The following is a 24,370-nucleotide window of genomic DNA, read 5'->3' as shown; positions in this document are numbered from 1 at the left end:
TTCACTAGACGATATCGGTCAACTCAATTGACGATGACAGTCCATTCAATAGACGATCTCCGTGGCAAGCGGGGTGGCGACTCCATCCTGAGGCGCTTGCGCTGGATCGAGGACGTGATCCATTGGACGGGCGAGATGCGCCGTCGGGATCTATGCGTCCAGTTCAACATCTCTCCCCAGCAGGCATCGTCCGACATCGGACAATACCTAAGCCTCGCGCCTGGGAATATGAGACTAAGTACGGACGACAAGGTCTACAGGCGGGGGGACGACTACCAGCCCATCTTCGGCAAGGACGCGGCCCAGTGGGTCCAGGACAACTCGTCATCCGCCGACCGCCCGACGATCCCACTGGAGCGGATCTCGAGCCCGTGGCGGAAGGAGGACGACGGAATCATCTCGGCCGTCATCCGCTCGTTCAGCCAGCGGATCCCTCTGTCCATCCGGTACCAGTCCCTGACAAGCAGGGACGCGAGGCGCCGGACCATCTGTCCCCATCACCTCGTCGACAACGGCAACCGTCTCCACGCACGGACCTGGGATTACGAACGCAAAGCCTTCATCGATCTCGTCCTGACCCGCATGTCGGAGCCGGAACCAGACGGTTCGGTCCCTTGGGTAGACGGAGCGGCCGACCAGGAATGGAACGAGCGCATCGACATCGCCTTGGTCCCGAACCCAGCCCTTTCCCCCGGTCAGGCCGAAGTGGTCATGAAGGAGATCGGACTGCCGGCCGCCGGCGGGACGATCGCCGTCCGACGGGCGGAGGCCCTCTACTTGCTCGAACATCTCGGACTGCGCGGCTCGGTCCAGGGAGGCGTCGAAGATCCCAATGCACGAATTGTGTGCATCAACAGGTCGAAGCTACAGGAAGCCCTGAGGTAACCGCACCGATCCGGGGACCATGAGTCTCCCGTACCAGGAGTGCGGCTTCATTGACGCTCTGAAGACCGCTCTAGGCACGTGACCTCAGGGAGCCCTGAAGCGCTCGATGGCGGTGACGCGTTGGCTGAACGGCTCCGCAGTGCATTGATTGCGGAGGGACGCGCTGGTGCACTCGAGGCCGAGGCTGGCAGTCCCGCCTTGCTGGTCGTGCGCCGTTACCTGGATCGCAAGGCCGACCTGTTGGAGTTTACCGTCAGCGTGCATCCGGCCGATCGATACGTCGTCTCCTCGTCCCTGCGACGCATCGTCGAGGCGGCGTAAGAGCGGTAGCAGCGCCTCTCGACCTTTGCCGGCGTTGCTCATCTTATGATGCTGTGCGGGAAGGTCGGTTAATGGCACGAGGCTGACCTAAGCCGAATGTCTGCTCAAGCGTAGAGCACCGGACATTCCTGATGGGCTGGAGATCTCCTGGTTTGACTCGATCCAAGCCTGCCAATGAATGACCAAACATCAGGTGATCACCCGAGAGACAGGGTTGCGAACCCTGCGGTATTCTGGCGCTTGGGGAGGCGGTAGAACCGGCGGCGGTGCGCCTCTGCCCGGTGGCCGAAGGTGTTGCATGAATGCGTCACCAAGGTTCGGAAGGACGGCCCCGGTAGCGCGCAAATGTTGACGCACAAGCCACCAGTTCCCTATTTTCCGGCCAAAATCAAACGTCAGGGGCATCATGCAACGATTTGAGCTCGAGGCCATCGCCGCGATCGCGGTCGCTGCAGGCATGCTGTTCGGCACCAGTGCCCAGGCGCAATCCCTCTCAGGGATCAAGGTCGGCGAGGAGATCGCGTCGGTCCCCAAAATCAATGCAAGGCCGCTTCCCTCCAAGAGCTTGGCTCCGCACGAGGACCGGCGATGGAAGTTGCCCGACGGGAACAGGCTCTCCGTCGCTGCGGACCCGGAGACGAAGAGGATCGTCTACGCCGAGAAGAAGTGGGGCGGCGGCGCCAATGGTAAGCCTGCCGATTTCCCAGGCTTCGTCTACGGCGAGACCACACTCGCCGACATCCGGGCACATGCCCAGAACAATGGGTTTGCGTTCAAAGAAAACCTCATCGACGTGAGGCCGGACGGCCTCGCTCTGTTCAACGCGTACGAGGTCGAGGGGGCGCCTGGCATTGTCGTGACGTTTGTCACCAAGCTGTCCAAGAAGGATGACGCGCGCCTCCGGAACGGCAAGGCGCACGTGGACATCAACCGTGCCGCGCGGTTGGACGCCATCATTCTCGCCGAGGCGGGATACCTCGACACGATCTGGGGTGACGCGAAGCTGAGGGACAAGGCGTACAAGCCCATCCGGTGGGAGCCGCCCCGCCATGCCGCGTTAGCGTCCCGCTAGAGGCGAGCGACACCGCCATGGAGCCCGCGCTGGAGGGCGGCACCTCGCTATCCTCCCTCGCCGTTGGAGCAGTACTGTCAAGTTGGCTTAGGTCGGCGCCTACGGCAGGGTCTCAGGCATGAGCACGAGCCTCAATCTCTATCAAGGCTTCCGTTTCATCGCGCGGGGTGTGGCCTATTCTGGTCACGTGGGAGCACATGCCCAGGATCATTCACTTTAGGGCAACTTCAGTTGGCACTTCTGCAAGAGGTGAGTGAGGCGGACCTTCACACGGCCGCGCTTCAAGGCCGGGTTTGACCTGGTGCTAACTGTAGGACCACCGTCTCGACCTGTGGGAGCCTGACGCCACAGCCTGAAGGCTGAAGAGGCACCGGAGGCCTGCACATGGTCCCGAATCTGGTGGCATTTGCTACCGGATGCCAGAGCGGCACATGGCTTTACAGCCGCAGGTCCGACCGCTCTCGGGACTAGCCATGGGAGGGGCGAGGCGTAGCCCGCAAGCGACAAACTGTCCGGTTTGACCGCCGACAGCGCCTTGAGCAAGATGCCGCCAACAACACAAAGGAGGGAACATGCGCTGGTTGGCTGTCTTCGGGGATGCACTCTCAATGATCTTCAATCCGCGCCCGGACCGACGTTTCCGGGACGAGCTCAAGGATCGACTCGTGCGGCGCCATTGAGCGACCGTGGATCACGGGTCCTACACCCTCCAAGTGTACTCTTGAAAACCAAGTGTACTCTTGAAAAGTGCGAAGGGCCGCTCTTGGCACTGGGCGGACCTTAGCTGAAGGTCCGTGCTTGGGCCGTAAGCAGAAGTTCATGCTTGAGTCAGACTACTGTGCAATATGAGTCAAACTTCTGCGCGTTTGAGTCAGACTTATGGGTGTTCGAACACACACCGACACTAGCCTTCCCACGTGCGAATAGCCCCGGTATCGACGTGCACGAATGACCTATAGCGCCCAATCCCCCCGATGCCGATGGCCTGAGCGTACTTGGCGATTGTCTCGGCCGACATCTTATTAACCACGATGTCAGATGCCTGGGAGTGCATATGGAGGGAATTGATCGCGGATCCCTCGGCCCGGAGCAACTCGTTGGTGTCCTTGGTCCTGAACCCTGATGTGATGATGATCGGCTGTTGGAAGTTGATCCGATGCTGGATTGCCCAGAGCAGGTGAAACAGCTTGGGATCCATTGCCATCGTGACATTCTCACGCCAGTCGCGAAGCATGTGGCAGAGCTGGGAGTAGGCTGGCTTGTCGTATACGCCTTCCTTCCAGAAGACGGTCTTAACTTCCTCATTGGTGTTGTAGTTGACCAGCCAGAGCCCGCGGTGGGCCGGAAGTCCTGCTTGGGTTAACGGAGCTTTTGACGTGATTGCCGCAAGGTCCGTGTTCTTCATGTCGTTCGGCAGGCTGGGGGCCTCAGCGGACGGCTCGAATTCGAATGACGGCATCTCGAGGGTCTCGGGGCCGGCAAGCGACGGTATCAGCTGAGTGCCGACAGGAAATGCGACCTGGGCACGGGCGAGGGTGCTATGGGCGAGGCCTGCCGATGCAGCAAGACCGGTAAGGATTTGGCGGCGGTTAAGCATGGATCGTCCTGGTGGCATGATTCGAGAATCAAAATTCCCGCTCTTGGTCTTTTGAATTAGCGAGGAACTTATCAGCGTTTTAATTCGGGGGCTAGGTCAGGCGGCGGCGGCCATGGCAAGATCGCTGCCGACGGCGCTGTAGATTTTGTCCTCGTCGCCATAGATCTCGTTGGCGATGCGGAGCTTGGTGTCGACGATGCTGCAAATGTAGGCGTCAATCGACCCTTTGATGACCATGTACCAGACATTGACCGACCTGGTTTGGCCGTGACGGTGGGATCGATCCTCGGCCTGCAATAGTGCAAAAGGATCCCAATCGACTTCGCAGAAGAGCACCTCCGCGGCACGGGTCATTGTTAACCCTGTTCCTGCAGCCTGGATGCCTGCGACGATCACATCAATTTGGCCAGATTGAAACTCGTCGATCAGCTTTTGCCGTTTGCGAGGCGTGTTGGCGCTGCCGTGGAGTTTGGCCACCTTGGGTCCAAACGCGGAGATAATGTCTGCAAGTTGGTCGATGATCTCCTGGTGATGAGCAAACACCAGCACCGGCTCGCCTTGCTCATACTTGGTGATCACCCACTCGACCGCATAGGGGATCTTAAACGAAGCCGTCCTGCGCCGGAGCGCGTTGAGCTTCGTCATGATCTGCTTTTTCTCGACCTTGTTCTCGGTGTTCTTCAAAGAGTCGAAAATCAGGTTCTCTTCCTTGAGGAGGTCCACAAGGGAGGGATCCATCACGTCGAGTTCGATGGGCTGGCGCCGCTTGGGAGGCAGGCCCTTCTTGAGGCGCCGCAGCATAATGCTGCCCATGATGATGCGGCCGAGCGTCTTTCGCCGTTCCCGCCGTTCCTCATTGTCGGAGTCGAGATCTCCAAGGCCGTAGACCTTCGAGAACCGACCGAAGTCGTCAAAGGCCTGCGGAAGGGAGAGGTGGAGCGGGGTAAACAGGTCTTGGGGACGGCGGGTGAGGGGAGTGCCGGAGAGGAACAGTCCTCCAGAGAGCTTGTATCCCAGTCGCTCAATGACGGCTCGTGCACGCTTGGCGGTCTGGTTCTTCAGCTTATGGAATTCGTCGAAGACCGCATAATCCCATGGGTAGTCGAGGAGTTCCGGATTGTTAAGGATGGACTCGTATGAGGCGACCGTCACACCTGGCTGGACCGGCGTCTTGGCAAGGTTTGTGAACAGGTTGACGTGTGGTTGGTAAGACACCCAATCTGTTACAGCCCTGGCGAAAGCAGGGGTGACGGAAGCAAGAGTGAGGATCAGCACATAACGAGGACGGAGCACGTCAATGACGCCGACCGCCTGCATTGTCTTCCCGTAACCCATATCGTCCGCAAGGACTGCCCACGGTCGGGTTGTGGCAAAGTTGATGCCTGCGATTTGATCCGACGTATAGCTCTGGCCTTTGCGAGGAGCCGGGACAGGAGCCGGAACTCTTGCTGCCGCTGCCGCCGCATACTCTTCCGCGATCAGCGTCTGGATTGCGATCTCGGTTTCGTCGTCGCCCCACTTCCGATATTTGGAGGCCGCCACCGGGTCGGTGGTCATCCAGACAGTGTCTTTGGCTACGGTCCAAGCGTTGTCGTTGGCGGCCTCAACCCGTGTCGTGAAGAAGCGCTTCTGCTTTTTCACATACCGGAGCTCGATCTTGTGCGCCCGGTCGGCCTCGGATTTCTTCTGTTTGGCGCTGCTGTCGGTGGAGACGATCTGCCCGAGAAGGGCCGAGATGTCGATAGAGCCGATATCGAGGAACTGAAGCTTCGATGCGATCGCTGCCAGTCCGGTGGCTAGGATTGGATCGGCAAGTTGGGTCAAGTCGCATGCGGCCCGGAAGTTTCGGGTCGTGAACCTGCCGCTGAAGGCGTTCCGTTTACCCAGCGACATGCGAGCCCTGAACCCGTAGGGCCCAAGGGCAGACTGCAGATCCTCCTCCCCATGAACAACAAGACGCTCCTTTCGGGGATCATACGTCATCCAGGGGCGGCCAAAGGTCAGGCCCTTCTTGACAGCGGCGAGAAGTTTCAGACCTGCAAGCTCCTCCTCGATCTTTGTCCGGGCTTGGGGCGTGGCGAGTTTATAGAGGCCAGCCGCCTTGAGAGCAGAGTCGGTGTACCAGAGCGATCCGCTTTCGCTGAAGGCCCAGCCAGTGTTCTTGGCCCACCCGCGATGGCTGAAGCTCCCTACGAAGATAAACAGGTCACGACTTTTAATATAATGAACACAGGGCGCTGCGATCGGCTCTTCCAAGACGTCGAGGTGAGGGCATTTGGCCATGAGCTTGCGCCGGTATGCCTCGGGGGCAAAGCCGCACAGGAGGCCGACCTCCCGGAGAGTAGGTATGCGCCAGGCAAGTCGCTGGGCGTCATATTTGAGCCCAAGAGTTTGAGCGAGTGGCGCGAAGCGAGGAGACTTCAGAAGAACTCTCCAGGCGGTGACGTCGTCAGCTTCTCCATCCAGGAGCAGGATCGCTCCGTAGTTCTTTCCTGAGGTCCATTCGCCGGCAGAGTAGACTGCGGGCAGATCATCCCCTGCCTGCAGGGCGCGCTGCAAAGCGTCAGTCTCACTGGGATGCTGGCCGGGGAGGAGTGCAGCTTGTGGCATTACCGATAGATGAGCGGGGACCGAGGCAGGAGAGGGCAGGGACTGTGTTGCTGGGACGCCGGGCGGAAATCCGCTGAACCACTGGAGTTCTGGCTTTTAGCTCTCTCGCTTTCGGCAATCATGTATTATAGGTCGCCCTGGGACCATTTTAAAACGCGAATCGTCAATGTATTTCGGGAGGAACTCGATCATGCCGACCGTGCGGGTGCGCAATCAGGCTAATGGCGGCATGACGTTTTGGGGATTTTTGGCAGTGATGGCCCTGGTAATTGGGCTCGGATCAGCGTTCGGGCTCGGTTCCGCGCACGCTGAAACGTCACCGGCCCAGACCCCTCAGGTGGGAACGACTGAGTGGTTCCAGCAGAAATTCAACGAGAACAGCCAAGCGCTGCTCAGCAAGGGCAAGCAGCTTAAAGACTTCGTAGACGCTTACGGTAGCTGCGTCCTGAGTGGATCATCAGACTGTTCGGCCGATAAGATTACCAATCAGCTTATGATGACCAATTTGCAGAACGAGCTCGCGAATTCCGGCAGTTGGGTCCGGGAAGTGGTCTCAAAGCTGGATGCAAGCTGCTGGTCCTGCGAGACTTATTCCGCCATCTTCGGCGCCCTGATGGGGCTTGCAGGCGAGACGTTTTCCTTCTTCGTCGAAACAAGGGAGATCGTGGCGCTCGCCGTGGTCGTTACGCAGATCATTCTGGTAGTCAAGGTCTTCCTGATCATCAGCGCCCCCGCGGCTCAAGATTTCAATTCGGCGTATGGTGACGTGTTCAAGTACATAGGCCGCGTTGCAGTCATTTTTCTTCTATTCCTGACCTCTCTTACAGCGCAGGCCTTCAAGACAAACACCGGATCGGGGAGCGAGCATCCTGCCAAAGTCCTCTTCGTAGATGGGCCGCTTCTGCTCGGAACTCAGGTGGGGAAGATGCTCGTTGAGGAGACGGGGCAAATTACCAAGGCGAAACTGCAGGACAGGACGTGCGCTGACCCGACAACAGGATCGGGGTCGCTGTCCGACATGGCGAGGGAGCACCTGAAGACCGCTTGTAAGATGCTCTGGTCGTTTCACTCCATGGGCGTCGCGGGGATTGCCTCTGGCACCTGGCTCATTACGGAGGCTCCCAGGTCCATGAACAATCCGTCCTGGGGCGCGCTCGGTGCAGTCATCGTCGCCGGCCTCGTCATGACGGTAGCGTTCCTGTTTTTCACCATCACCTTCGGGCTTCGCTACCTGGACGCACTCGTTCGGGCGGGTTTGACCCTGGCGCTCCTGCCGGTTTTCCTCTTCTTTTGGATTTTCCAGTCCACTCGAAGCATCGCCCATGCGGGTCTGCGGTCACTCCTTTACATGGGAGCCGTGTTTGCCGCCTCGGGCTTCGTGTTTGTGATCTGCAATGAAATCATGAACTTCGGCTTCTCCAAGGCGCTCGGCTCCAGCGTCACAGCGGACGGAAGCCGGGCATTCTTGAATGCCATGTCCCAGGGTGGGTTCAACTGGTTCGTTGGCACTGGCAGCGGTGGGGATGAGGCCAATTGGCTCTCATTCTTCTATCTCATGGGGGCGTGGGGCCTCGCCACCAAAGCGGCCAGCATCGTGTTCCAGCTTGCGGAAGAGATTACCCAGTTCCAGGGTGGCTTGACCGGTGCGGGCAAGGAGGCGGAGACCGATCTGAAGGACAAGGCAAGCACGGGTATGAGCCTCGCCGGTGGCGGCGCGAAAATGGTGGGTTCGGGCGCGATGTCGCTCGGCTCCGGTGCCGTTCGGATGATGAGGTAAGAGGCAGCCATGCAAGACTGGGTTCTTGATGCTCAAGCCGACGTCGCCATGTGCCGGGACCAGGCGGCAGGTGCATCCTATTACGTGAAGAAGAGCGGATCAGACCTTTCCCTGACGATCGAAGTCCATCGGCAGGGAGGGGCACTCTCCCGCCTCACCATCCTTCCCTTCGGCCACTTCGGGGTTGCTGTGGAGACGGCACTGATGTGGCGTTCGGAGATGATGGGCGTCGAGCGGATTTCGGTCGATGACGCGGACCTTCGGATCAGCCGAGGCAAGGTTCGAAAGCCCGAGGCTCAGAATGTAATCCGGCTTGGCAACTGGATGACGCCAAAGTTTGCCTGCGGGCTGATTGTGCGGGCGTTCACAGCAGCGGACTTAGGTAGGGATGTGACGGCTGCCGCCAAACGGTACTCAGACAGGTACCGGGATGAGAAGGTGGATACCGGAATCGCGTCCGGCTACCGGCTGCAGCGAAACATCTTCGGGGATGATCGTGACGGCGCGATTCCGAAGGTGCAGCCAGTTTCATCCGTGGCCGCTGCTCCGGAGCGTCCGCAGAAGCCTAAAGCTGAGAAGGCGGTGGTGCCGCCCCAGCCCATCGCCGAAACACCAAAGCCCACATTCCGTGCCCAGCCGCCGATCCCGATCTACGAAGTCGTGCATGAACGGGCGGCGATCGGCGTGATCTACAAGCTCGAGGTACGCACAGCGGAAAAGGAAGGACCCAGGCAGGAGGCAAAGGTATCGCTCTTGTCGCGGTTCCTGAGTGGGCGCAACACGTAGTCCTTCTTGTCGCAATCAGGCTCTTGGCTCGTCAGATGAAGGATCCTGTGGTCACAGAGCACCCGCCCGGTCTCCTGCGCTATGGAAACCCAGAATTGCTCACAGGATCGAAGATCGCCCAGAGTAGGAAGCTATCGAGGGGCGGTGTAAGACCGCCCTTTCTCTTTCAAGGCCAAGACGACTGGCAAAAACACTGACAGTGCGGGGCAGACGATGCAAAAGTTAATGATGGGTGTTTTGGTAACGGCCGGGCTGGTCGCTGCTGCTGATGTATCCGCCGCTCCAGCCCCCAAAGTGCCGGTTTATGGTCGGGACTTTTCAGAGGTCGCGGTTGACGCCGTGCAGTATCGGACTGGAGTGACGGAGAAGCAGGCGAATAGGGTGATCAAGGAAACCCGGGAGGCCTTCGCCAGATGCGTAAGGGAAAAGGCCAGCACGCCGGCGGGGAATTGCATTGTCGCCAAGGACGGTCTGGTTCTGAAGTACGACGCCAGAACCGGAGGCATCAGCTACCGGGTTGAGTATGGCCATAAGTCCGGTGACGGGTACCGACCTGATTTCACGGATGAAAATGGCGCGGAGCAGTCCGGAAACGAGGTCCGAGTATGGGCCGGGGACAAGAGCACAACCTACCCGGTGCGATAAGGAACGACGAGGGCGGCAATAGCCGCCCTTTTCATTTTGCCCGAGCATTTCATGATCTATAAAACTATATGAGCAACCCTGTCGCTCATAAAAACGGGCGATTTGAGTCTGGCTCGGTTCAGTATTTGCGGATCAATACCGTTTCACGACGGCCGGTGCTTTTCACCGGCTGCTTCTTAGTGACTGGCACTTTCAAGCAGTCTGTCTGGTACATCCAACAGTAGTCACTGTATGGACCGTGCTGCACATAGATTGCGTAGTTCGGAAGATGGGTGCGGTCTGCGCAAGCCGATAGAGTGGCTGTTCCGAGCACAACCGCCGTGAGGGCTAAAAGTTTCTTCATTCGAGTTATCCTTTGGGGGCTGGTGGTTTGTGGTCAGTGCTTGTTGCGCCTGACCTCCTCTTCAAGGAAAGGTCTGAGCTCACAGCCAGATGCAGTCGCCATTGCAATGAGCCTCTCCAAGGTTTCATGGCGAGCGATAGTCTCGAGGAGCACTTCGGCGGCGACCTTGGATTCGAACGTCTTTGTGGAGACACTCAGGTAAAGGCCAAGGGTGTCCTGACACAGGGCCGGGTCCGTGGTCCTCGACTGGGCCCTCGTCTGCGGCTCTCCGGCGGCCGCTGCTTGCGCGATCCTTGGCCCAGTGCCAAAGCGGCCTGAACCTTCTACGGCGTGAACTGGAGTTGCAACGTATAGCGCGAGGAAACTGGCCCCGGCGAGGAGGGACAGAGGGTTTGATTTGCGTTTCGTCAGGCACTTCATGAACTTGGATCTCAATATTGTTCCCGATTTAGTACGCTGTATAATACACGTTAAATTCGGAGCAAGCGACCAAACGTTCTGCCGATTTGCAAAACTTTCGGACCCGCGTTGAGAAAGATGTCACTGATGCAAAGCCGCATGGATGCCGAGCTCCAGGAAGGAATGACAGAGGAGTTTCACGACACTAGCAGGCCTCTGAGGGTGTTTAGGTTGTCCAAAGTTGTCTTCATTAGTCCCTTGGTCGTGGGAGGTGTCTCGGTCATTGCAGCGGCCTACGCTCAAGCCCTTACTCAGCCGTGGCGCCTTCTTAGCCCGGCAACTTGGACGTTGATCTATGCCGGATGCGTGGCAGCCGGGGCGATAGCAGTCCTGCTAGTCTATATCCGCTGGCATACCACTCAGTTCATTATCTATCCGGATCGTGTGGTGGCACGCTCGGGCTTCATCCGCCGCTATGCACAATCTGCGTCACTTCGAGAGATCATTGGCGCAGAGCTTAACCAATCCATTGACGGACGAGTGATGGGCTATGGTGACATCGCGCTCGACACGAGCGGCGTCGTGAATATCAGGATGAAATCGCTCGGAAATGCCCGGGAGGCCGTAAACCTGGTGATGGGCCTGCGCGGAGAATTGGATTCGAGGAGGGAAGCTCCCTCCCGCTATCGTAGCCGCTTGGGGTCGTAGTGGGTCGGGTCCAAGAGGGGAATTTCAGCGAGCGAAATGTCGCGGAGTCCCTTGCTGCGGGATGAGGACGCAAGCGGAGTAGCGGCTTTCGACTTTGGAGATGGGCTTGCGGAGGGAGTTGCCTGAGCAACGGTGGCGCTCTGTGGCCTATCGGCATTCAGGCGGCGCAACACCCAAGAGTTTGAATTGCCTGCAACATCAATCTCGCGTTTGCCTGTAGCAGCTGCGATCGCCGGCAGTTGGCTTTGCCCGATATTCCCAACCTTCGGACTTGTGGTGACAAGCGGCTCGTTTGATGGGAGCGAGACGGATTTGGTCTGGCATCCCCCAAGAGCAAGTGCGGTGGCGACGACGGAAAAGCCGGCAGCGCGAATTAGTGTGCGATGACTGGTCGGTATACGCATGGTACAGCCCTTAAAGAAGAGACGCATTAGAAAGTGGTCTACACTTATGATTCGCAAATCAAGAAGTGCAGTTCGGATTTTAGCAGTTTGCCTCGCATCGGCGATACTGTCGGGATGCGGCGATCCGAGTATCACCGGGACAAACCACGAGGGGCTTTCGAAGAGTGTTAATGAGGTCGCTCAAGATCTCGCCTCCCACGATAAGGACGGTCGTGGGCGGGCTCAGGCCTTTCTGAAGGCTCTATATAGGGCAGCAAGCCCGGTCTCGTTTGAGGCTCCACCGGACGAGTTCAATGGCAAGGAAGGATTGAGGCTTGTTACTGATCGCGGAACGGAGCCATCATTCGGCAACCCGGCCTATCTGGACGCGATCCTTAAAGGTGGAGTGGGCAAGTTCGACCAGATGAGCCCTGCTGCCATCGTATCGGTGTACGTTGCCCAGGACTCCCGCGCTCTCAAGGAGCAGCTCGATTGGATTCGTGAGTACCGTCGGCGAGAGCGTCGGGACGTCAGCAGCCAGCAGTTTGACGAAGAGCGCCGGCGGAACCTTCTCGGGAAGGTATCACTGGCTCGCACCCGCTATTTCTGGTCAGAGACGGCTAAGAGTAAGCCCTATATTGGATTCTCAATCTTCAACGTTCTCGACGTTCCGATGACGGGTGTTGACGTATCCGTGGATTTGGTGAACCGGAAGGGCGAGGTCGTCGCCTACGGACGCGTAAAGCATGAGCCGCCCATTCCTCTCGCTCCAGGTGTCCAGACCGTGATGGAGGTGGACCTTACCCGGGTTCCGGCATTGGCCGATCCGAAGCTGGCCGCGATGGCTCCAGAGATCGCCGCCAGGATCAAGGTCGATAACCTATATGTCGGTCGTGGCGAGGCCCTGATCCGACCTGGCGGGTTCGACGGATCGGCCTTGGCTTCACGCATGGAGGCTCTGGGTGATCTCGAGGTCAGAATCCAGGAGGCTCGCGACAACCTGAGAGTCTACCGTTTGCTGTTCCCGGAAATCGACGCTGGGGACGGTAGCTCGGAGGCAAGCTCGTGATGGACGCCGTGCCTGTGGCCCCAAGACGCCGTATGCTAAGGATCAAAAAACCCGCAGCGATTTGGCCCAACCCCAAGTTCGGACTGTTAGTCCTTGCTCTCGTAGCAGTGGGCCCTTCCTATGCTCAAGAAGCGCCGTCCCGCAGCGAGTGGAAGGGTGTCTCCCGGACCGCCTCTGACCCGCTGAAGGTCTCCCTCTCCATCATGGATCGGATCACAAAGCGAAAGGACGTGAAGGGCCACCTGAAGGATATGGCCTGTGGATGTCAGATCGACACCCGCCAGGGCCGAGTGGGGCAACCACTCGAATGCAGGCCGGTGGTCGAGGCAGTCACTGAGGATGCCTCGATCCTCAAAGCAGTCCGGATCGTCGGCGAAGAGGAGCTGGCTGCAACCATGCCCTGCTTCAAGCAAGGGATCTCTGCGTGCCGGAAGGATCCTGCCTACCGGAGCGCTTTGGCCGATCCGCACCTAGTGTTTGTTGTCCCCGCACCGGTCGCTGATGCCCTCGATGGATATAAGCTTGGACCAATTGAGACCCCCTCGGCGCCGGTCGCTGGTTGTGACGTGATTGTTGACCGGGACAAGGGGACCTACGCGCTAGATCCGCGCTGGCACGGATTCGTGGCGAGAGCGCTTATGTATGCCAGCGATCATTACAAGGTTCGGACTAGGCTCTTACCTGGTGAGCTCAAGAGGATCTCGGAGCAGCACCCTCCAACCCCCCAAGAGCGTTTGATGTCGATGGAAGGCAAGCCGCTTGGAGTACCACAGGAAATGACAGACGCGGCCGCTGCCGGGAATTGAAAAGGGCGGTTCCAATCGATGGAGCCGCCCTCTGCGTTGATGGATTTCGGGGTTTGGTCGAGGTTCGGGGGTACGAGCAGCCCCCTAGGTGAATTGGCTCCTGCTGCGGGTCGATGGCACCCGTTCTCGAATCAAAGAACGGCGGAGCGCAGCGTGATCGCTGCAGCTGCGATCGCGACGCCATAAGGAATGCCCTTAGTCGGGTTGTAGAGATTGGCGGCCCAGTTCCAACCTTTCACGACTGCAGGCAGCGGAACGTGCCGATAGCTGAGGATGGCGAGTGCCAGAAAGCCGCCATAGAAGGAAAACAGGATTCCAAACGTAATCAGTTCTTCGCCAAGGCCAAACCAAAGGGCAATGGCTGCAATGAATTTGACATCTCCTGCTCCCATGGCCCGGAAGCTATAGGGGACAAGGGCGATGAGGAAAATAATCGATGCGACCGCGATGTGTATGAGGATGTCGTTAAGAGCCATCCTGTTCAGAAGAGCGAACACGAAGAAGCCGGCCAGGCACAGACCGACCAGGACATTAGGTATCTTCATGCGGTGAACATCAGTCACGATGGCCGCGCACATCAAGATAACAAAGGTGCCAACCTGCATGTTCTGGAGCATAGCGATGGTCCTAAAGGGTCTTGGAAAAGAAAACCCGGTCCTTTGTTCAAAGACCGGGTGAAATTATCCGATGCCGAAGGCTACTTATTGGCCTTCACTTGCGGAGACGTTCGATCAGCTGGCCTTCATGTTTGCGGTTGCGGTGCTCAGAGCGGTACCGATGTTCGTGAACACCGTCTTGAGGTTGCTGCCGAGCGTGGTCGCCGCGCCGATGGCAACGACTGCGATGAGGCCAGCGAGGAGGCCATACTCCATCATGGCGGAGCCGTCTTCGTCCTTCGCGAGGCGCTTCGTGGCAGCGGCGGTGCGATTGATGATGTTCTTCATGGTTCTACGTCGTCCTGTTGATGTTTTCGGGAGTCATTACCCGCTATCGACGGGAATCATTCCCTGCTGAGGGCTCTTTGGTTGCCGCCGTCACGCCGCAGCGTCTGCTCTTGGTTCCTGTGACCGGCTCACTCTCGGTTTTAATCTCAGCCCGATTCCCTTGCAAGGCTGATTAGCATTTCATTTCGGTTTTCTGCGTTGTGGCTCCTCTTTCCCCCTTATATTTCGTCGTGTAGAAAGGGGTTAGCTCATTCGCCGCTGAAATGCGGCGCTTCTTTCATGAAGTTCAGACGGAAAAGGCATTATTCAATGAGGCTTCTGGCGAATACTCGAATCATCGTAAGCGTAGTTTTGATTTGCGTTTCGATGGGGGCATCACAGGCGCAGGAGCGCACCAAAGTCCCTCTGCTTGGACCCACCCTTCGGGCCTCGATGGACAAGGCCGTGCTGGTGAAGATGCCAGAGGGCATCCGGACCGTGGTTATCGGAAATCCATCGGTTGCTCACGTGAACTTCGACAAGTCTGGTCTGGCTGTGGTGACGGGGCGGAGCTTCGGCGAGACGAACCTGATCATTCTCAACGAGCATGGCGAGATCATTACCCAGACGGATCTAATCGTCGGTGACGACCGCAAGTCTTTGGTTAGTGTCCAATCGGGCACATCGGGCAAAGTCACGGTCTCCTGTGACCCGCGGTGCCAGCCGATCGCAGTGATCGGCGACGATGATCGGGCGTTCTCCGGCGTCAATGGCCAGATCAGCACTTTGACCAGTGCCGCGCAGCAGGCTGCTCAATCGTCGGCTGGATCTGCGCCCAGCGCTGTTACCCAAGTCGCGGCACCCACTCCCACTGCGGCGCCTTCTGCGCCGCGTGCGCCGGCCGTCAATTCTGGATCGTCGAGCTCGCGACCAGGCCGGAGTGACGGCATGGAAGTTATCCCTGCTCGCCCAGCCCCCAAGATGGAAGGCGTCTCAGCAGAGGCGCAGTGATCTGAGACGGGTCCGAACCAGGAGCGAGCAGGGCCATGAAAGCAGCGTTCAAGTCATTCGGATCGTCTCGCATGATTCGAGAAACCGAGGGATCCGTCGCGGTTGAGTTCGCGCTGGTCGCCTTTCCGTTCTTCATGGCGATCTTGGGCCTGATCTATATTGGGCTGCTCTATTGGACCAGCGCCACGCTGGACAAAGGCTTAGAGAAGGTCGCGCAACTCATGTACGAGGGACGGCCGCTCTGTGGCCTCGCTCCTGGAGCAACGTCCCCATACAACCAGTCCTGCCTCCGCGACCGCCTGTGCGAGCAAACCCCCCTTGTTCTGGTCAGTGAGGCCAAGTGCAAGGGCGGCGCTCTCTTCTTTGACCTTCGGGTAATCAAGGGGGACGGAACCGATGCCATGCCTGCTGTCGTTTCGGGTGGAGCTGTGAACGCGGGAGCGTTCGTGGATCAACCGGGAGCTGTTCCCGGGAAGCTCGTGATGCTTCGCGCGGCGTTGGAGGTACCGAACCTTGCGTGGGTTGGCCCTGGAGCTGCGACAGACGCCGGGAAGCGGGTTGTGATCTCGGCCTCAGCGTTCCGCATGCGCGATCTCACCCAGTACATGAACGCGACCCACTAAGTACCATCGCCTTCTGAAGAGAGTTTCCATGCTCATCCGTGCGCTCCGCAAGATATTGAAGTCTGAGAGGGCATCTGCTGGCCTTGAGTTTGCGCTCATTGTTCCGGTGATGCTCTTCATTTATCTCGGGGGCTCGTATGTCTCCACGCTTGCTTCGCTGAACAAGAAGCTTCAATCCGCGTCCTATGCGGTCAATAACCTTGTCCCTTATCCGAGGGACTACTGCAGTTACCGCGCTTTCGTACGGAACTTCCATGCTTCCGGCGGTGCCAAGGATCTGATGGGACAGTTCGTTGCCCCGCATCCTGTCGGGGATCAGCCGACGATGGTCCAGTACACGGAGAGTGCGCCGGACGTCGACAATCTCGTCACAGTTAAAGCCACGGCCCGCTATTCGTTCAACACGGGTTTCTGGGGGGTGGTCAACAGCGTTGCGGCGGTCACTCCTGGGGCGTCGAACGGTAGCGGAATCCTTCCGTCAGTGTTCAGCCTTAGCGCAACTTCTGCAGGTGTTACGGTTCATAAGAACCCGGCTACGACCTGTGCTTCAGGGGTGGTTCGTCTCGTTGGTCCTGCGGTCACGGAGTTTGCCGTCGAGGAGTACAACAGTTTCTCCGTAAGGGCGGAAGACGGCATTCCCCCTTACCAGATCCGTCTGATGTCAGCGCTTCCGCCAGGTCTGAACTTCACTCCGAATGGAGCTGATGCCGACATCGCTGGCTCTATCACGGAGACCTGCACGACCGGCCCATGCGATCCAGAAGCGATCAATGTGACACTCGAGGCCGAGGACTCGAGCAGCGAGATCTGGACCGGTACCGCGAACACGAAGGCCCAGAAGACCTTTCAGATCAGCCTCATTCACAAACTACGCCTGGAGGTGCCGAATGCGGTTGGCACGGCGGGGGTCTTCTTCCGGAGCGCTCCGCCTGTGAGGCAGGGCGGTAAGCCGGGGTACATCTATTCGATGCAGAATGGGCCTCCCGGATTAGCGATCAATCCAACGACCGGCGTTGTTGAGGGCACTCCGTCAGTTCCTGGCGCCTACAATCAAATCTCAATCACAGTACGCGATGCCCGTGGGAGTGTCGTCACCGACAGCGGCTTTGTCTACGATATCAAGCCTCCTGCCCTGACCGCCTGGGCTGATGGGCCGTTCCAGGGGACTGGCGGCTATTACGGTGCGGTAGGCATTCATGCCCGCGGGGGCTGGGGCACCATTACGGTGAGCTGCACGGGCTTCCCGGCTGGAGTCGGATGCGGTCCCGCAAGTAGCGGAACTCCCTATGACGGGACCGTAAACGGGGCTCCACAGCAACTCGGCAGCGGAACCGGGACTGTCACGTTCCGGGACTCGTACAATCAGGTCGCCTCGGTCCAGGTGTGGTGGAGCATTCAACCGCCGGCGCTGAATGCGTGGCTGGTCAGCAACCAGTCGGGCCAGGCAGGCGCTTACGTCCGGGGCGATGTTGCAGCGTCGGGAGGCTGGGGCAATCTCGTAGTCGAGAGTGTGTCGGGTGTGGGCGGTATGAGTCCCGCGCTTGTTGGCTATTGGCAGTGGGCCATTCATGGAACGGCTCCATCCCCCGGCAGCGGGCCAATCACGGTCGTGATCCGCGACGATGCGGGACAACGGAAGTCGGTGAGCATGTGGTTCACCTATAACCCGCCACCGCTGAATACATCCAAGAGTGGCAACTTTGGCACTAAGATCTGTTGCACCTCTACGTACACCGAGTACGTGTACTCGAGTGGAGGTTGGGGCGGAAAGTCGCCATCAGCGTCGGGCATTCCTGCGGGTATGAGCCTGGGATGGGACGGGAATAGTGCGTGGGTTACGGGTAGGCCGTCAGCAGCGGGATCGGGTACTATTACGGTGACGATCCGGGACTCCGCTGGTCAGGCGAGTTCGCAATCGCTCTCGTACAATTTCACTCCGGCAACGTCCTCGGTGACGATCAAGCGGCAACTGGTTTCTGGTCAGAGCCTCATGATTGAGTTCTCGGAGGCAATCCAAGTCATTGATGTCCAGAGAAGGCACTCAGCGACGGTCGGGGGAGGTGCACCATGGTACGCAAGCACCTACGTGAATTCAGAGGTTCTAAGTGCCCATACGTTCACGATTACGATTCGGGACCAACGAGGCCTGACGAAAACGTTTACCGTGAACTGGCCGAATTTGGCGGAGCCGGAGCCTTGTCGACCTGGGCGCTGCGGCTAGCCACTCTGGACATCGGGCTCTGGCGATAAGCCTGAGGCTACTCGGGTTCTCCTTTGCGGCGGCGCCAGTGATGGTGCCGCCGTTCTCATGTCTGGCTTTTGAGTTGACGATTGCCGATTGGGCTCTCCGCGTTGGCTATAGCTAGGTTCTTATCCTGGCTAGCCTTTGATCCTGAAAGGAAACGGTGGGAATTGGGAGCAGGAATCAGGAATGGGTGATGACGGCCAAGAAATATGAGGACCGGCGCAATAATTGATCCAGGGTTGCCAACGATCGTTCCGATGCCCTTTGGATAGGGGGACAGATCGACTGAACAAAACTGACCAAGTATCTAGTGGCCGCCTTAGGAACCGCAAACAGGAGACGAGGCGCGCACCCAGGATGGCTAATGAGCTAGGCGGGCAGAGACGGACAGTGACGCTGGGAGGCGGTACAGAGTTCGTACGGAATGGATCCTTGCAAATGAAAAAGCCGCCCCAAGGGCGGCCTTTGATGTTAGTGTCACGATATCTGAGACAGTGTCAGGATATGTGAGAATCTCTACTGGATTGGGCTCTGCTTCCGCTCAGCTGGTGGGGTTCCCGTTGCCGTCGAAGCACTGCGTGCCCTGAGCTCGGGTCATTCCCCAGCCATTGTCCCGCTTCCAGTATGCGCAGTAAGGCGGCGCAGCCGGAGGCGGTGCGCTGTTGATGAACTCTCCCATGTCGGAGACGTCGTTCAGTTGGACGCTGCCGCAGAACGAGCCCTGACGGCCGCCCCAGAGAACGTCCCGGTGATAGTCAACGAACTCGCACATTTCCTTGCGAGCGAATGCTCGAGCGTCGTCCATCTGAGCCTTCGTCATATAGCGAGAGCCGTAGGTCTTCCCATAGGGACCGACATCTTCGTTGTACGGTCCGGGTCCCATGATGTTCAAATCTGAGTTGGATCCGCAGGCCACGTGCACCCGGCGTTGGAAGCCGCAACCGTACTTACAATGGACGGAGTTGTAGGTAACATCGACCCAAGCGATCCACGTTTCCCTGCCGCAGTCATAGCGAGTGACCTTGTCATTTGCCTTGAACTCGAATGCCACAGGGAAGGTGACCGTCCGCTCCGTATCGTCAACGATTGTGACATTGAAGGTTCCTGTCATCCGAGTTTTGTCTGTGGGGCGACCGTAAACGGTGCCATCGAAGCGACTGTCGCTCCCGTTCCCCGCGCAACGCATTCCGGCAGGCAGGCCCGAGCAATAGGCACGAAGGGTGCCCCAGCCGCCGGTTCCCTCGAAGGCGCCGGTGATCATGATGTCGTCCTGGATTTCACCAGTGATCTTTCTGAGGGCACGTCCTGCGAGACCGGGCAGGCGGAAGTGGTAAGGCACTTGCGTCGAGGCTGTCAGGCCGCGGCCGTCGCGCACGGTAACCGTGATCGCACCGGAGATCGCCTGCTGACCGCTGGACAGAAGCGGCTGCCCTTTGATGACGCCAGTATTGGCATCGCATGTGAAGGGATTGTTCGGATGGCTCGCAGGCAGTCCGGCACATGAGTACGTATACGGGCCTTTACCGCCGGACCGCACGGGTGTCTTTGTATAGGTATACTGTCCCGCTGCGACGATAGTGTCGAAGCTGTCGCCCGTGTACGAGAGACCGAGTGGGTGCACGATGGTGAAGACGACGTTGTGATAAGCGGTCTGCTTATTGATGCCGCCTCGAGCCGGGTCGCCGCTATCGGTGACGCCGAAGGTGGTGGCAGGCAACGTTTGGGGGTTGCATGGCGAAGTGCAGCCGATCGCCTGAGCCTGCCCACCGACCTGGCCGGAGGTAGGATTCACAGTGAGGCCCGCCGGGAGGTTCGCGCCAACGCTATACGAATAAGCAGGCCACCCCTTTGATGCCTGCAGGGCAAAGGGGAGCGATGGAGATGTCTGGCCAGCCCAGATCTCAATGGCCGTAGGGCCGGTCAGAGCAAGCTGATCGGCCTGAGCGAAAGCGTTCGAGGTGACGGCAGAAGATGAAGCTGAGACCGTGCAGTCCTTCTTGAGAAGGGACATGAACACGCATTTGTAACCAACCTGGGCGTTCACGACGTAGCGGCCGGTGTACTTGTCGATCTCGACTGAACCGATAACCTGCGGAGGTTTAGCCGGATCAAAGCCCGTCTGGCTGAAATTCGTCGCCAAAAGCTTCTGAGCTTCTAACTGCGGGTCGAAGGCCCGTCGATCGGCTCCGTACTGGCCAGCGTTGAGGCATCCGGTATCCAACGTGTAGCCGCCGGCGCCGTTATCAGTCCGGATAGTGTCCAGACAGGCGTTGATCCGCTGGGTGATGGTCTGGCTGATTGAATCGACCGATCCTTGCAGATCATTGTGGAGGGCGGAAATGCGGGAATAGTCGTAGGCGACACCTGCCGCCGGGATGAGGATGGGCAGTGTCAGGGCGAAGGTAAGAGCGACGTTACCCCGGGTATCTTTGAAGAAGGATCGGATTGCGCGCGCTCCCGACCCCGCTCTGATGCGGCGGATGTCCATGGCTTGTCCTAGTCGTTGGGAGGTCAGAGCCGGCCAGGTCACTCGCCAGCGATTGGGTCGAAGGGATTATAGGCCAAGTTTAACGAATTATGAAACGATATTTGGCCGTTTTAATGCGGGAATAGGGACGTAGAGTCCCTCGCTAACCCCGTGGTTCAGCAGCATGGGCTCAATGTTTTGCCGTGGACGGCCTCACAGATTGCCGCCGCTCAGGAGCTTGATCAGCAACGGGCTGATAATGATGGTAATCAGCACCGGAAGCAGGGTTAAGATCATCGGCAGCGTGAGTTTCGGCCCCATCTGGGCGGCCCGGCGTTCTGCCTCGTTCATTCGCTCAAGGCGTCCCTCGTCGGCCAGTGTCTTAAGAGCATCACCAACCGGTGTACCGTTGAGCTCCGCCTGGATCAGGGTTGATGCAAAGTTCCGGATCGGCCCGAGTTCAACTCGCTTGTACAGATTTTCGTAAGCCTGACGTCGAGATGACAAATAGGCCATTTCGGCAAGCAGGATCCGGAATTCCTCGGCCAGGGGGAACGATTGATGTCCGATCTTGTCCGAGACTTTGCGGATAGATTGCTCGACAGAGATGCCCGACCTGACACAAATGTTCAGGAGATCGAGGGCGTCGGGCCATGCCAGCCTGATCGATTCCTGGCGGCTCCGGATGGTTCGGCTCAGGAAAATCTCGGGAAGCCTGAGCCCGGCAAATCCCATGAAGCCAATCAGCAGCACCTGCTGAAGCAGGTTCCCGGCAAGGGCACCCGTCAGGAACATGTAGGCGGTGGTGAGGACGATCAGCGACACAGGGGCGATAAACCTGGCGAACAGGAAGCTCACCTCGTGGGCGGGGGAACGGTAGCCTGCTTGAACCAGGCGATCCCGCGCGTCTTCCGTACCAAGGTAGCGGGCGAGATGGAGGCGGGCCACGATGGTCCGAACCTGACGGCCGGGCATGAACTTGACACGTCCTTGGCCATCGATCTGTCCGGCCGACCGGAGCTTGTCCGGCGCCGTGTCCTCTAGCCGCCGTCTGCGCACGTTGCCGACGCTCTCCGGCTCGAATATCTGCATGACGACCATGCCAGCGGTGGTGAGGGCGATTGTGATCAGGCCGATAATGAATGCGTGGTGCATGACGAAGCCCTCTAGATCTTGATCTTCATGAACGACTTCATGAGAAGAGCGCCAAATCCAGCCCACAGGATGCAAGCACCAAGAACCACATGTCCGAGTGTCGTGTAGAACAACGGCTCCAGGTACTCGGGAGATATGAACTGGACGGCGACCATGACTACGACTGGAACAGCCGCAATGATGTAGGCGGACATCTTCGGCTGAGCGGCCAGCGATTTGATCTTTTCCCGCATCTGCTTACGCGCTCGCATCATGTTCGACAGGGTTTGCAGCGTCTCGGCGAGGTTCGAACCTGCCGACTGCTGGACTTCGATGAGGGTGATGAAGAAATTAGTTTCAGGCGAGGGGACCGTGAGACGCATCCGAGCGACCGCGTCAGCAACTGTCATGCCGAGGGACTGAGCCTGCATGACGGCTTGGAACTCAGAGCGCAGCGGCTCCTCAGCCTCCGTCGCTATGGTGACCATACAGGTCCGGATCGGGAGACCGGATTTGAGACCACGGATAATGATGTCGAGGCCGGTCGGGAACTGGTCCAGGAACTTCTGGATGCGTTTCTCCCGGAGACGGGAAACATACATCTTGGGCCAGACCATAGGCGCAACGAGCGTCGCGATCGCTGTTGCGAGGAGGCTCATAGAGAGCACGTACACGGTGACGGACGTGATAATCACTCCAGAAGCCATCATCAGGTAGTAACGTTGGTTCGTCCAATCGAGGCCAGCTTGCCGTATGAGGACATCAATCGGGATGTTTTTTCGGCTCTTCTCCTCGGCTTGAAGATCCTCAAGGTTGTGAACCACGGCGCGCCGCCGCCGCCGGTCAAGAACCGCCTTAGCGCTGACGGCGGCCCCCTCCTTGGTGAGCTTCGATAGGCGCGTGGCTGCCACGGACTCGTCAGAGATCTTAGGCGAAAGAAGCGCATAGGAGACCGAGCCGACCGCAACAAAGCTGCAGAGGCCGATGACGATTTGAGATGCAAGCATGAGACTTCAACCTTATGCAGCGCTAGAAAGGATCTTCATGAGCCTTTCTCCTTCGCCATAGAATGCCGCCTTCTCGTAGATCTTTGGCTTCACCACACCCTGAAACTCGTGATGGCCGACTATGCGCCTACGCTCGTCTTCACCTTCGACTTTGTAGACAAGGAGGTCCTGGGTCGAGATGACATCGCCCTCCATCCCGGTAAGTTCCGTGATGTGGGTGATGCGGCGAGAGCCGTCGGGCAGGCGGTTCACTTGAACAATCACATCGACAGACTCATGGATCATCTTGCGAACGTCGGATTTGTTGAGGTTTGGCCTCCCCATGACCACAAATGACTCCATCCTGGTCAGAGCGCCCTTCGGATCATTGGCATGAAGAGTACCCATCGAGCCGGGATGACCCGAGCTCATGGCCTGAAGAAGGAAGAACATTTCCTCGCCGCGGACCTCACCGATGAGAACGCGGGTTGGCCGCATACGCAGAGTGGTCTTTACGAGCTTCTCAATATTGATCTCTCCCACGCCCTCGATGCTTGGTGGGCGCGCCTCCATGGGGACCACGTGTGGCTGCTGAAGCTGGAGTTCCGCCGTGTCTTCTACTGTTAGGATGCGCTCCTTATCGTCGATAAAGGCCGACAGGCAGTTCAGAAGGGTGGTTTTGCCGGAGCCCGTACCTCCCGAGACGATGACATTGAGCCGGCACCTGCCGATGATTTTGAGCAGTTCAGCGGCATTCGGCGAAATCGTGCCGAACTTGATCAGGTCATTGAGCGTCAGGCGTTCAGCCCTGAACTTACGAATGGTGATGGTCGTGTACTTTGTGATCGGCGGGACTACGACACTAAGGCGGGAGCCATCCGCGAGACGGGCTTCGCAGATAGGGTTGGCTTCATCGACGCTGCGGCCGCTCTGACCTACCAGTCTCTGAGCAATGTTAAAGACGTGGGCCTCATCGATAAAGCGGCAGTTTGGAACAAGCTCCATTTGGCCGCCGACCTCGATGTAGACCTGGTCGGGTCGATTGACCATGATATCGGCGATATCCTGTCGATCGAGCAAAGGCTGCAGGGGGCCGAAGCCGAGGATGTCATCGACGAGATCGCGGAGCATCTGGTCCTGCTCCACCTTCGAGATAGCGATCTCCAGCTCGGCCATGATCTGCCTCGCGGCATCCTGGATCTCCTCGGCTGCCTGGGCGCTCTCAAGAGCTCCAAGTCGCTGCATCATGTCCAGGTTGCCGAAGAGCTGGTCGGAGACCCGCTTCTTCCACTCGAAGTAGTTGGCCGACATCACGGTGGTGTTTGTCACCAACGTCGTTGGGCTCGCCTTGGCCTGGGCAGGGGAGCGCTGGGGATGGGCCGCTGCTGGGATAGCTACCACAGTGCCCGAGGTGGGCTTGGTCGAGTGACCGAAGCCTCCAGCCGGGCGAGGGCCGGAGTTTCCGAAGGCTCCGAGCGCCGCCCGCGGGGCGACAGGCACTGCCGGCCTGGCGGCATCGTTGACTGAGCGAGGTTCCGATTTCTTGGTGCCAAACGCCATGATTGTCTCAATTCGCTAGG

21 protein-coding genes are annotated in these 24,370 nt (G+C 58.6%); 12 read left to right on the top strand and 9 right to left on the bottom strand.

All coding sequences use genetic code 11. The features are described 5' to 3' along the window. Positions 1-33 precede the first annotated feature (33 nt). The 3 genes from JO965_RS39295 to JO965_RS39285 all read left to right on the top strand — a co-directional run bounded on the left by JO965_RS39295 (position 34) and on the right by JO965_RS39285 (position 2,278). The gene (locus JO965_RS39295; protein WP_203447175.1) at positions 34-885 is read left to right on the top strand and encodes a WYL domain-containing protein; all 852 of its coding nucleotides are present in this window, start codon (positions 34-36) and stop codon (positions 883-885) included. Positions 886-963: 78 nt separating this feature from the next. Next, the gene (locus JO965_RS39290; protein ID WP_203447174.1) at positions 964-1,206 is read left to right on the top strand and encodes a UTRA domain-containing protein; all 243 of its coding nucleotides are present in this window, start codon (positions 964-966) and stop codon (positions 1,204-1,206) included. A 406-nt stretch (positions 1,207-1,612) separates the two neighbouring features. Then, a complete protein-coding gene (locus tag JO965_RS39285; RefSeq protein ID WP_203447173.1) occupies positions 1,613-2,278 on the top strand; it encodes a hypothetical protein in 666 nt (221 codons plus the stop codon). 904 nt (positions 2,279-3,182) lie between these two features. On the opposite strand, the gene JO965_RS39280 is transcribed toward JO965_RS39285, so the two are convergent. Then, on the bottom strand, positions 3,183-3,875 hold the full coding sequence (locus JO965_RS39280; RefSeq protein WP_203447172.1) for a DUF882 domain-containing protein: 693 nt from the start codon (positions 3,873-3,875) through the stop codon (positions 3,183-3,185). Positions 3,876-3,971: 96 nt separating this feature from the next. Further along, a complete protein-coding gene (locus JO965_RS39275; protein WP_203447171.1) occupies positions 3,972-6,434 on the bottom strand; it encodes a DEAD/DEAH box helicase in 2,463 nt (820 codons plus the stop codon). Between the two features lie 241 nt (positions 6,435-6,675). Here JO965_RS39275 and JO965_RS39270 point away from each other — a divergent pair, with 241 nt between their 5' ends. The 3 genes from JO965_RS39270 (at position 6,676) to JO965_RS39260 (ending at position 9,693) form a co-directional block, all read left to right on the top strand. Then, positions 6,676-8,262, top strand: a complete 1,587-nt coding sequence (locus tag JO965_RS39270) for a hypothetical protein (protein WP_203447170.1) — start codon at positions 6,676-6,678, stop codon at positions 8,260-8,262. Positions 8,263-8,271: 9 nt separating this feature from the next. Beyond that, on the top strand, positions 8,272-9,048 hold the full coding sequence (locus tag JO965_RS39265) for a hypothetical protein (protein ID WP_203447169.1): 777 nt from the start codon (positions 8,272-8,274) through the stop codon (positions 9,046-9,048). A gap of 213 nt (positions 9,049-9,261) precedes the next feature. Then, complete coding sequence (locus tag JO965_RS39260) at positions 9,262-9,693, top strand: hypothetical protein (protein ID WP_203447168.1); 432 nt, start codon at positions 9,262-9,264, stop codon at positions 9,691-9,693. A 118-nt stretch (positions 9,694-9,811) separates the two neighbouring features. Here the strand turns inward: JO965_RS39260 and JO965_RS39255 are convergent, their stop codons facing one another. Continuing rightward, the gene (locus JO965_RS39255) at positions 9,812-10,036 is read right to left on the bottom strand and encodes a hypothetical protein (protein WP_203447167.1); all 225 of its coding nucleotides are present in this window, start codon (positions 10,034-10,036) and stop codon (positions 9,812-9,814) included. A 630-nt stretch (positions 10,037-10,666) separates the two neighbouring features. On the opposite strand from JO965_RS39255, the gene JO965_RS39250 reads away from it, so the two are divergent. From JO965_RS39250 to JO965_RS39240, 3 genes are all read left to right on the top strand, one after another. Beyond that, complete coding sequence (locus JO965_RS39250) at positions 10,667-11,143, top strand: PH domain-containing protein (protein WP_203447166.1); 477 nt, start codon at positions 10,667-10,669, stop codon at positions 11,141-11,143. A gap of 711 nt (positions 11,144-11,854) precedes the next feature. Next, the gene (locus tag JO965_RS39245) at positions 11,855-12,595 is read left to right on the top strand and encodes a hypothetical protein (protein ID WP_203447165.1); all 741 of its coding nucleotides are present in this window, start codon (positions 11,855-11,857) and stop codon (positions 12,593-12,595) included. Between the two features lie 32 nt (positions 12,596-12,627). Next, positions 12,628-13,401 carry a hypothetical protein gene (locus tag JO965_RS39240; RefSeq protein WP_203447164.1) on the top strand — a complete coding sequence of 258 codons (774 nt, stop codon included), beginning with the start codon at positions 12,628-12,630 and terminating at the stop codon, positions 13,399-13,401. 131 nt (positions 13,402-13,532) lie between these two features. Here the strand turns inward: JO965_RS39240 and JO965_RS39235 are convergent, their stop codons facing one another. Together JO965_RS39235 and JO965_RS39230 are read right to left on the bottom strand one after the other, a co-directional pair. Further along, a complete protein-coding gene (locus JO965_RS39235; protein WP_203447163.1) occupies positions 13,533-14,018 on the bottom strand; it encodes a prepilin peptidase in 486 nt (161 codons plus the stop codon). 114 nt (positions 14,019-14,132) lie between these two features. Continuing rightward, entirely contained in the window at positions 14,133-14,345 is a 213-nt protein-coding gene (locus JO965_RS39230; protein WP_203447162.1) for a Flp family type IVb pilin, read from the bottom strand. 366 nt (positions 14,346-14,711) lie between these two features. Between JO965_RS39230 and JO965_RS39225 the strand changes: the two genes are divergently transcribed. The 3 genes from JO965_RS39225 to JO965_RS39215 all read left to right on the top strand — a co-directional run bounded on the left by JO965_RS39225 (position 14,712) and on the right by JO965_RS39215 (position 18,179). Then, a complete protein-coding gene (locus JO965_RS39225) occupies positions 14,712-15,335 on the top strand; it encodes a pilus assembly protein N-terminal domain-containing protein (protein ID WP_203447161.1) in 624 nt (207 codons plus the stop codon). Positions 15,336-15,406: 71 nt separating this feature from the next. Beyond that, positions 15,407-15,958: a TadE/TadG family type IV pilus assembly protein gene (locus JO965_RS39220; RefSeq protein WP_203447160.1), complete on the top strand. Its 552-nt coding sequence runs from the start codon at positions 15,407-15,409 to the stop codon at positions 15,956-15,958. A 28-nt stretch (positions 15,959-15,986) separates the two neighbouring features. Continuing rightward, the gene (locus tag JO965_RS39215) at positions 15,987-18,179 is read left to right on the top strand and encodes a TadE/TadG family type IV pilus assembly protein (RefSeq protein ID WP_203447159.1); all 2,193 of its coding nucleotides are present in this window, start codon (positions 15,987-15,989) and stop codon (positions 18,177-18,179) included. A gap of 565 nt (positions 18,180-18,744) precedes the next feature. Here the strand turns inward: JO965_RS39215 and JO965_RS39210 are convergent. The 4 genes from JO965_RS39210 to JO965_RS39195 all read right to left on the bottom strand — a co-directional run bounded on the left by JO965_RS39210 (position 18,745) and on the right by JO965_RS39195 (position 24,350). Next, complete coding sequence (locus tag JO965_RS39210) at positions 18,745-20,691, bottom strand: TadE/TadG family type IV pilus assembly protein (protein WP_203447158.1); 1,947 nt, start codon at positions 20,689-20,691, stop codon at positions 18,745-18,747. Positions 20,692-20,883: 192 nt separating this feature from the next. Continuing rightward, a complete protein-coding gene (locus JO965_RS39205) occupies positions 20,884-21,825 on the bottom strand; it encodes a type II secretion system F family protein (protein WP_203447157.1) in 942 nt (313 codons plus the stop codon). An 11-nt stretch (positions 21,826-21,836) separates the two neighbouring features. Next, entirely contained in the window at positions 21,837-22,811 is a 975-nt protein-coding gene (locus tag JO965_RS39200; protein WP_203447156.1) for a type II secretion system F family protein, read from the bottom strand. A 12-nt stretch (positions 22,812-22,823) separates the two neighbouring features. Next, on the bottom strand, positions 22,824-24,350 hold the full coding sequence (locus JO965_RS39195) for a CpaF family protein (RefSeq protein ID WP_203447155.1): 1,527 nt from the start codon (positions 24,348-24,350) through the stop codon (positions 22,824-22,826). Positions 24,351-24,370 lie beyond the last annotated feature (20 nt).

Source organism: Microvirga sp. VF16 (genome assembly GCF_016864375.1).
Taxonomy (GTDB): domain Bacteria; phylum Pseudomonadota; class Alphaproteobacteria; order Rhizobiales; family Beijerinckiaceae; genus Microvirga.
The sequence above is the reverse complement of the archived record's forward strand: the minus strand, read 5'-3'. Positions and strand labels throughout refer to the sequence as shown.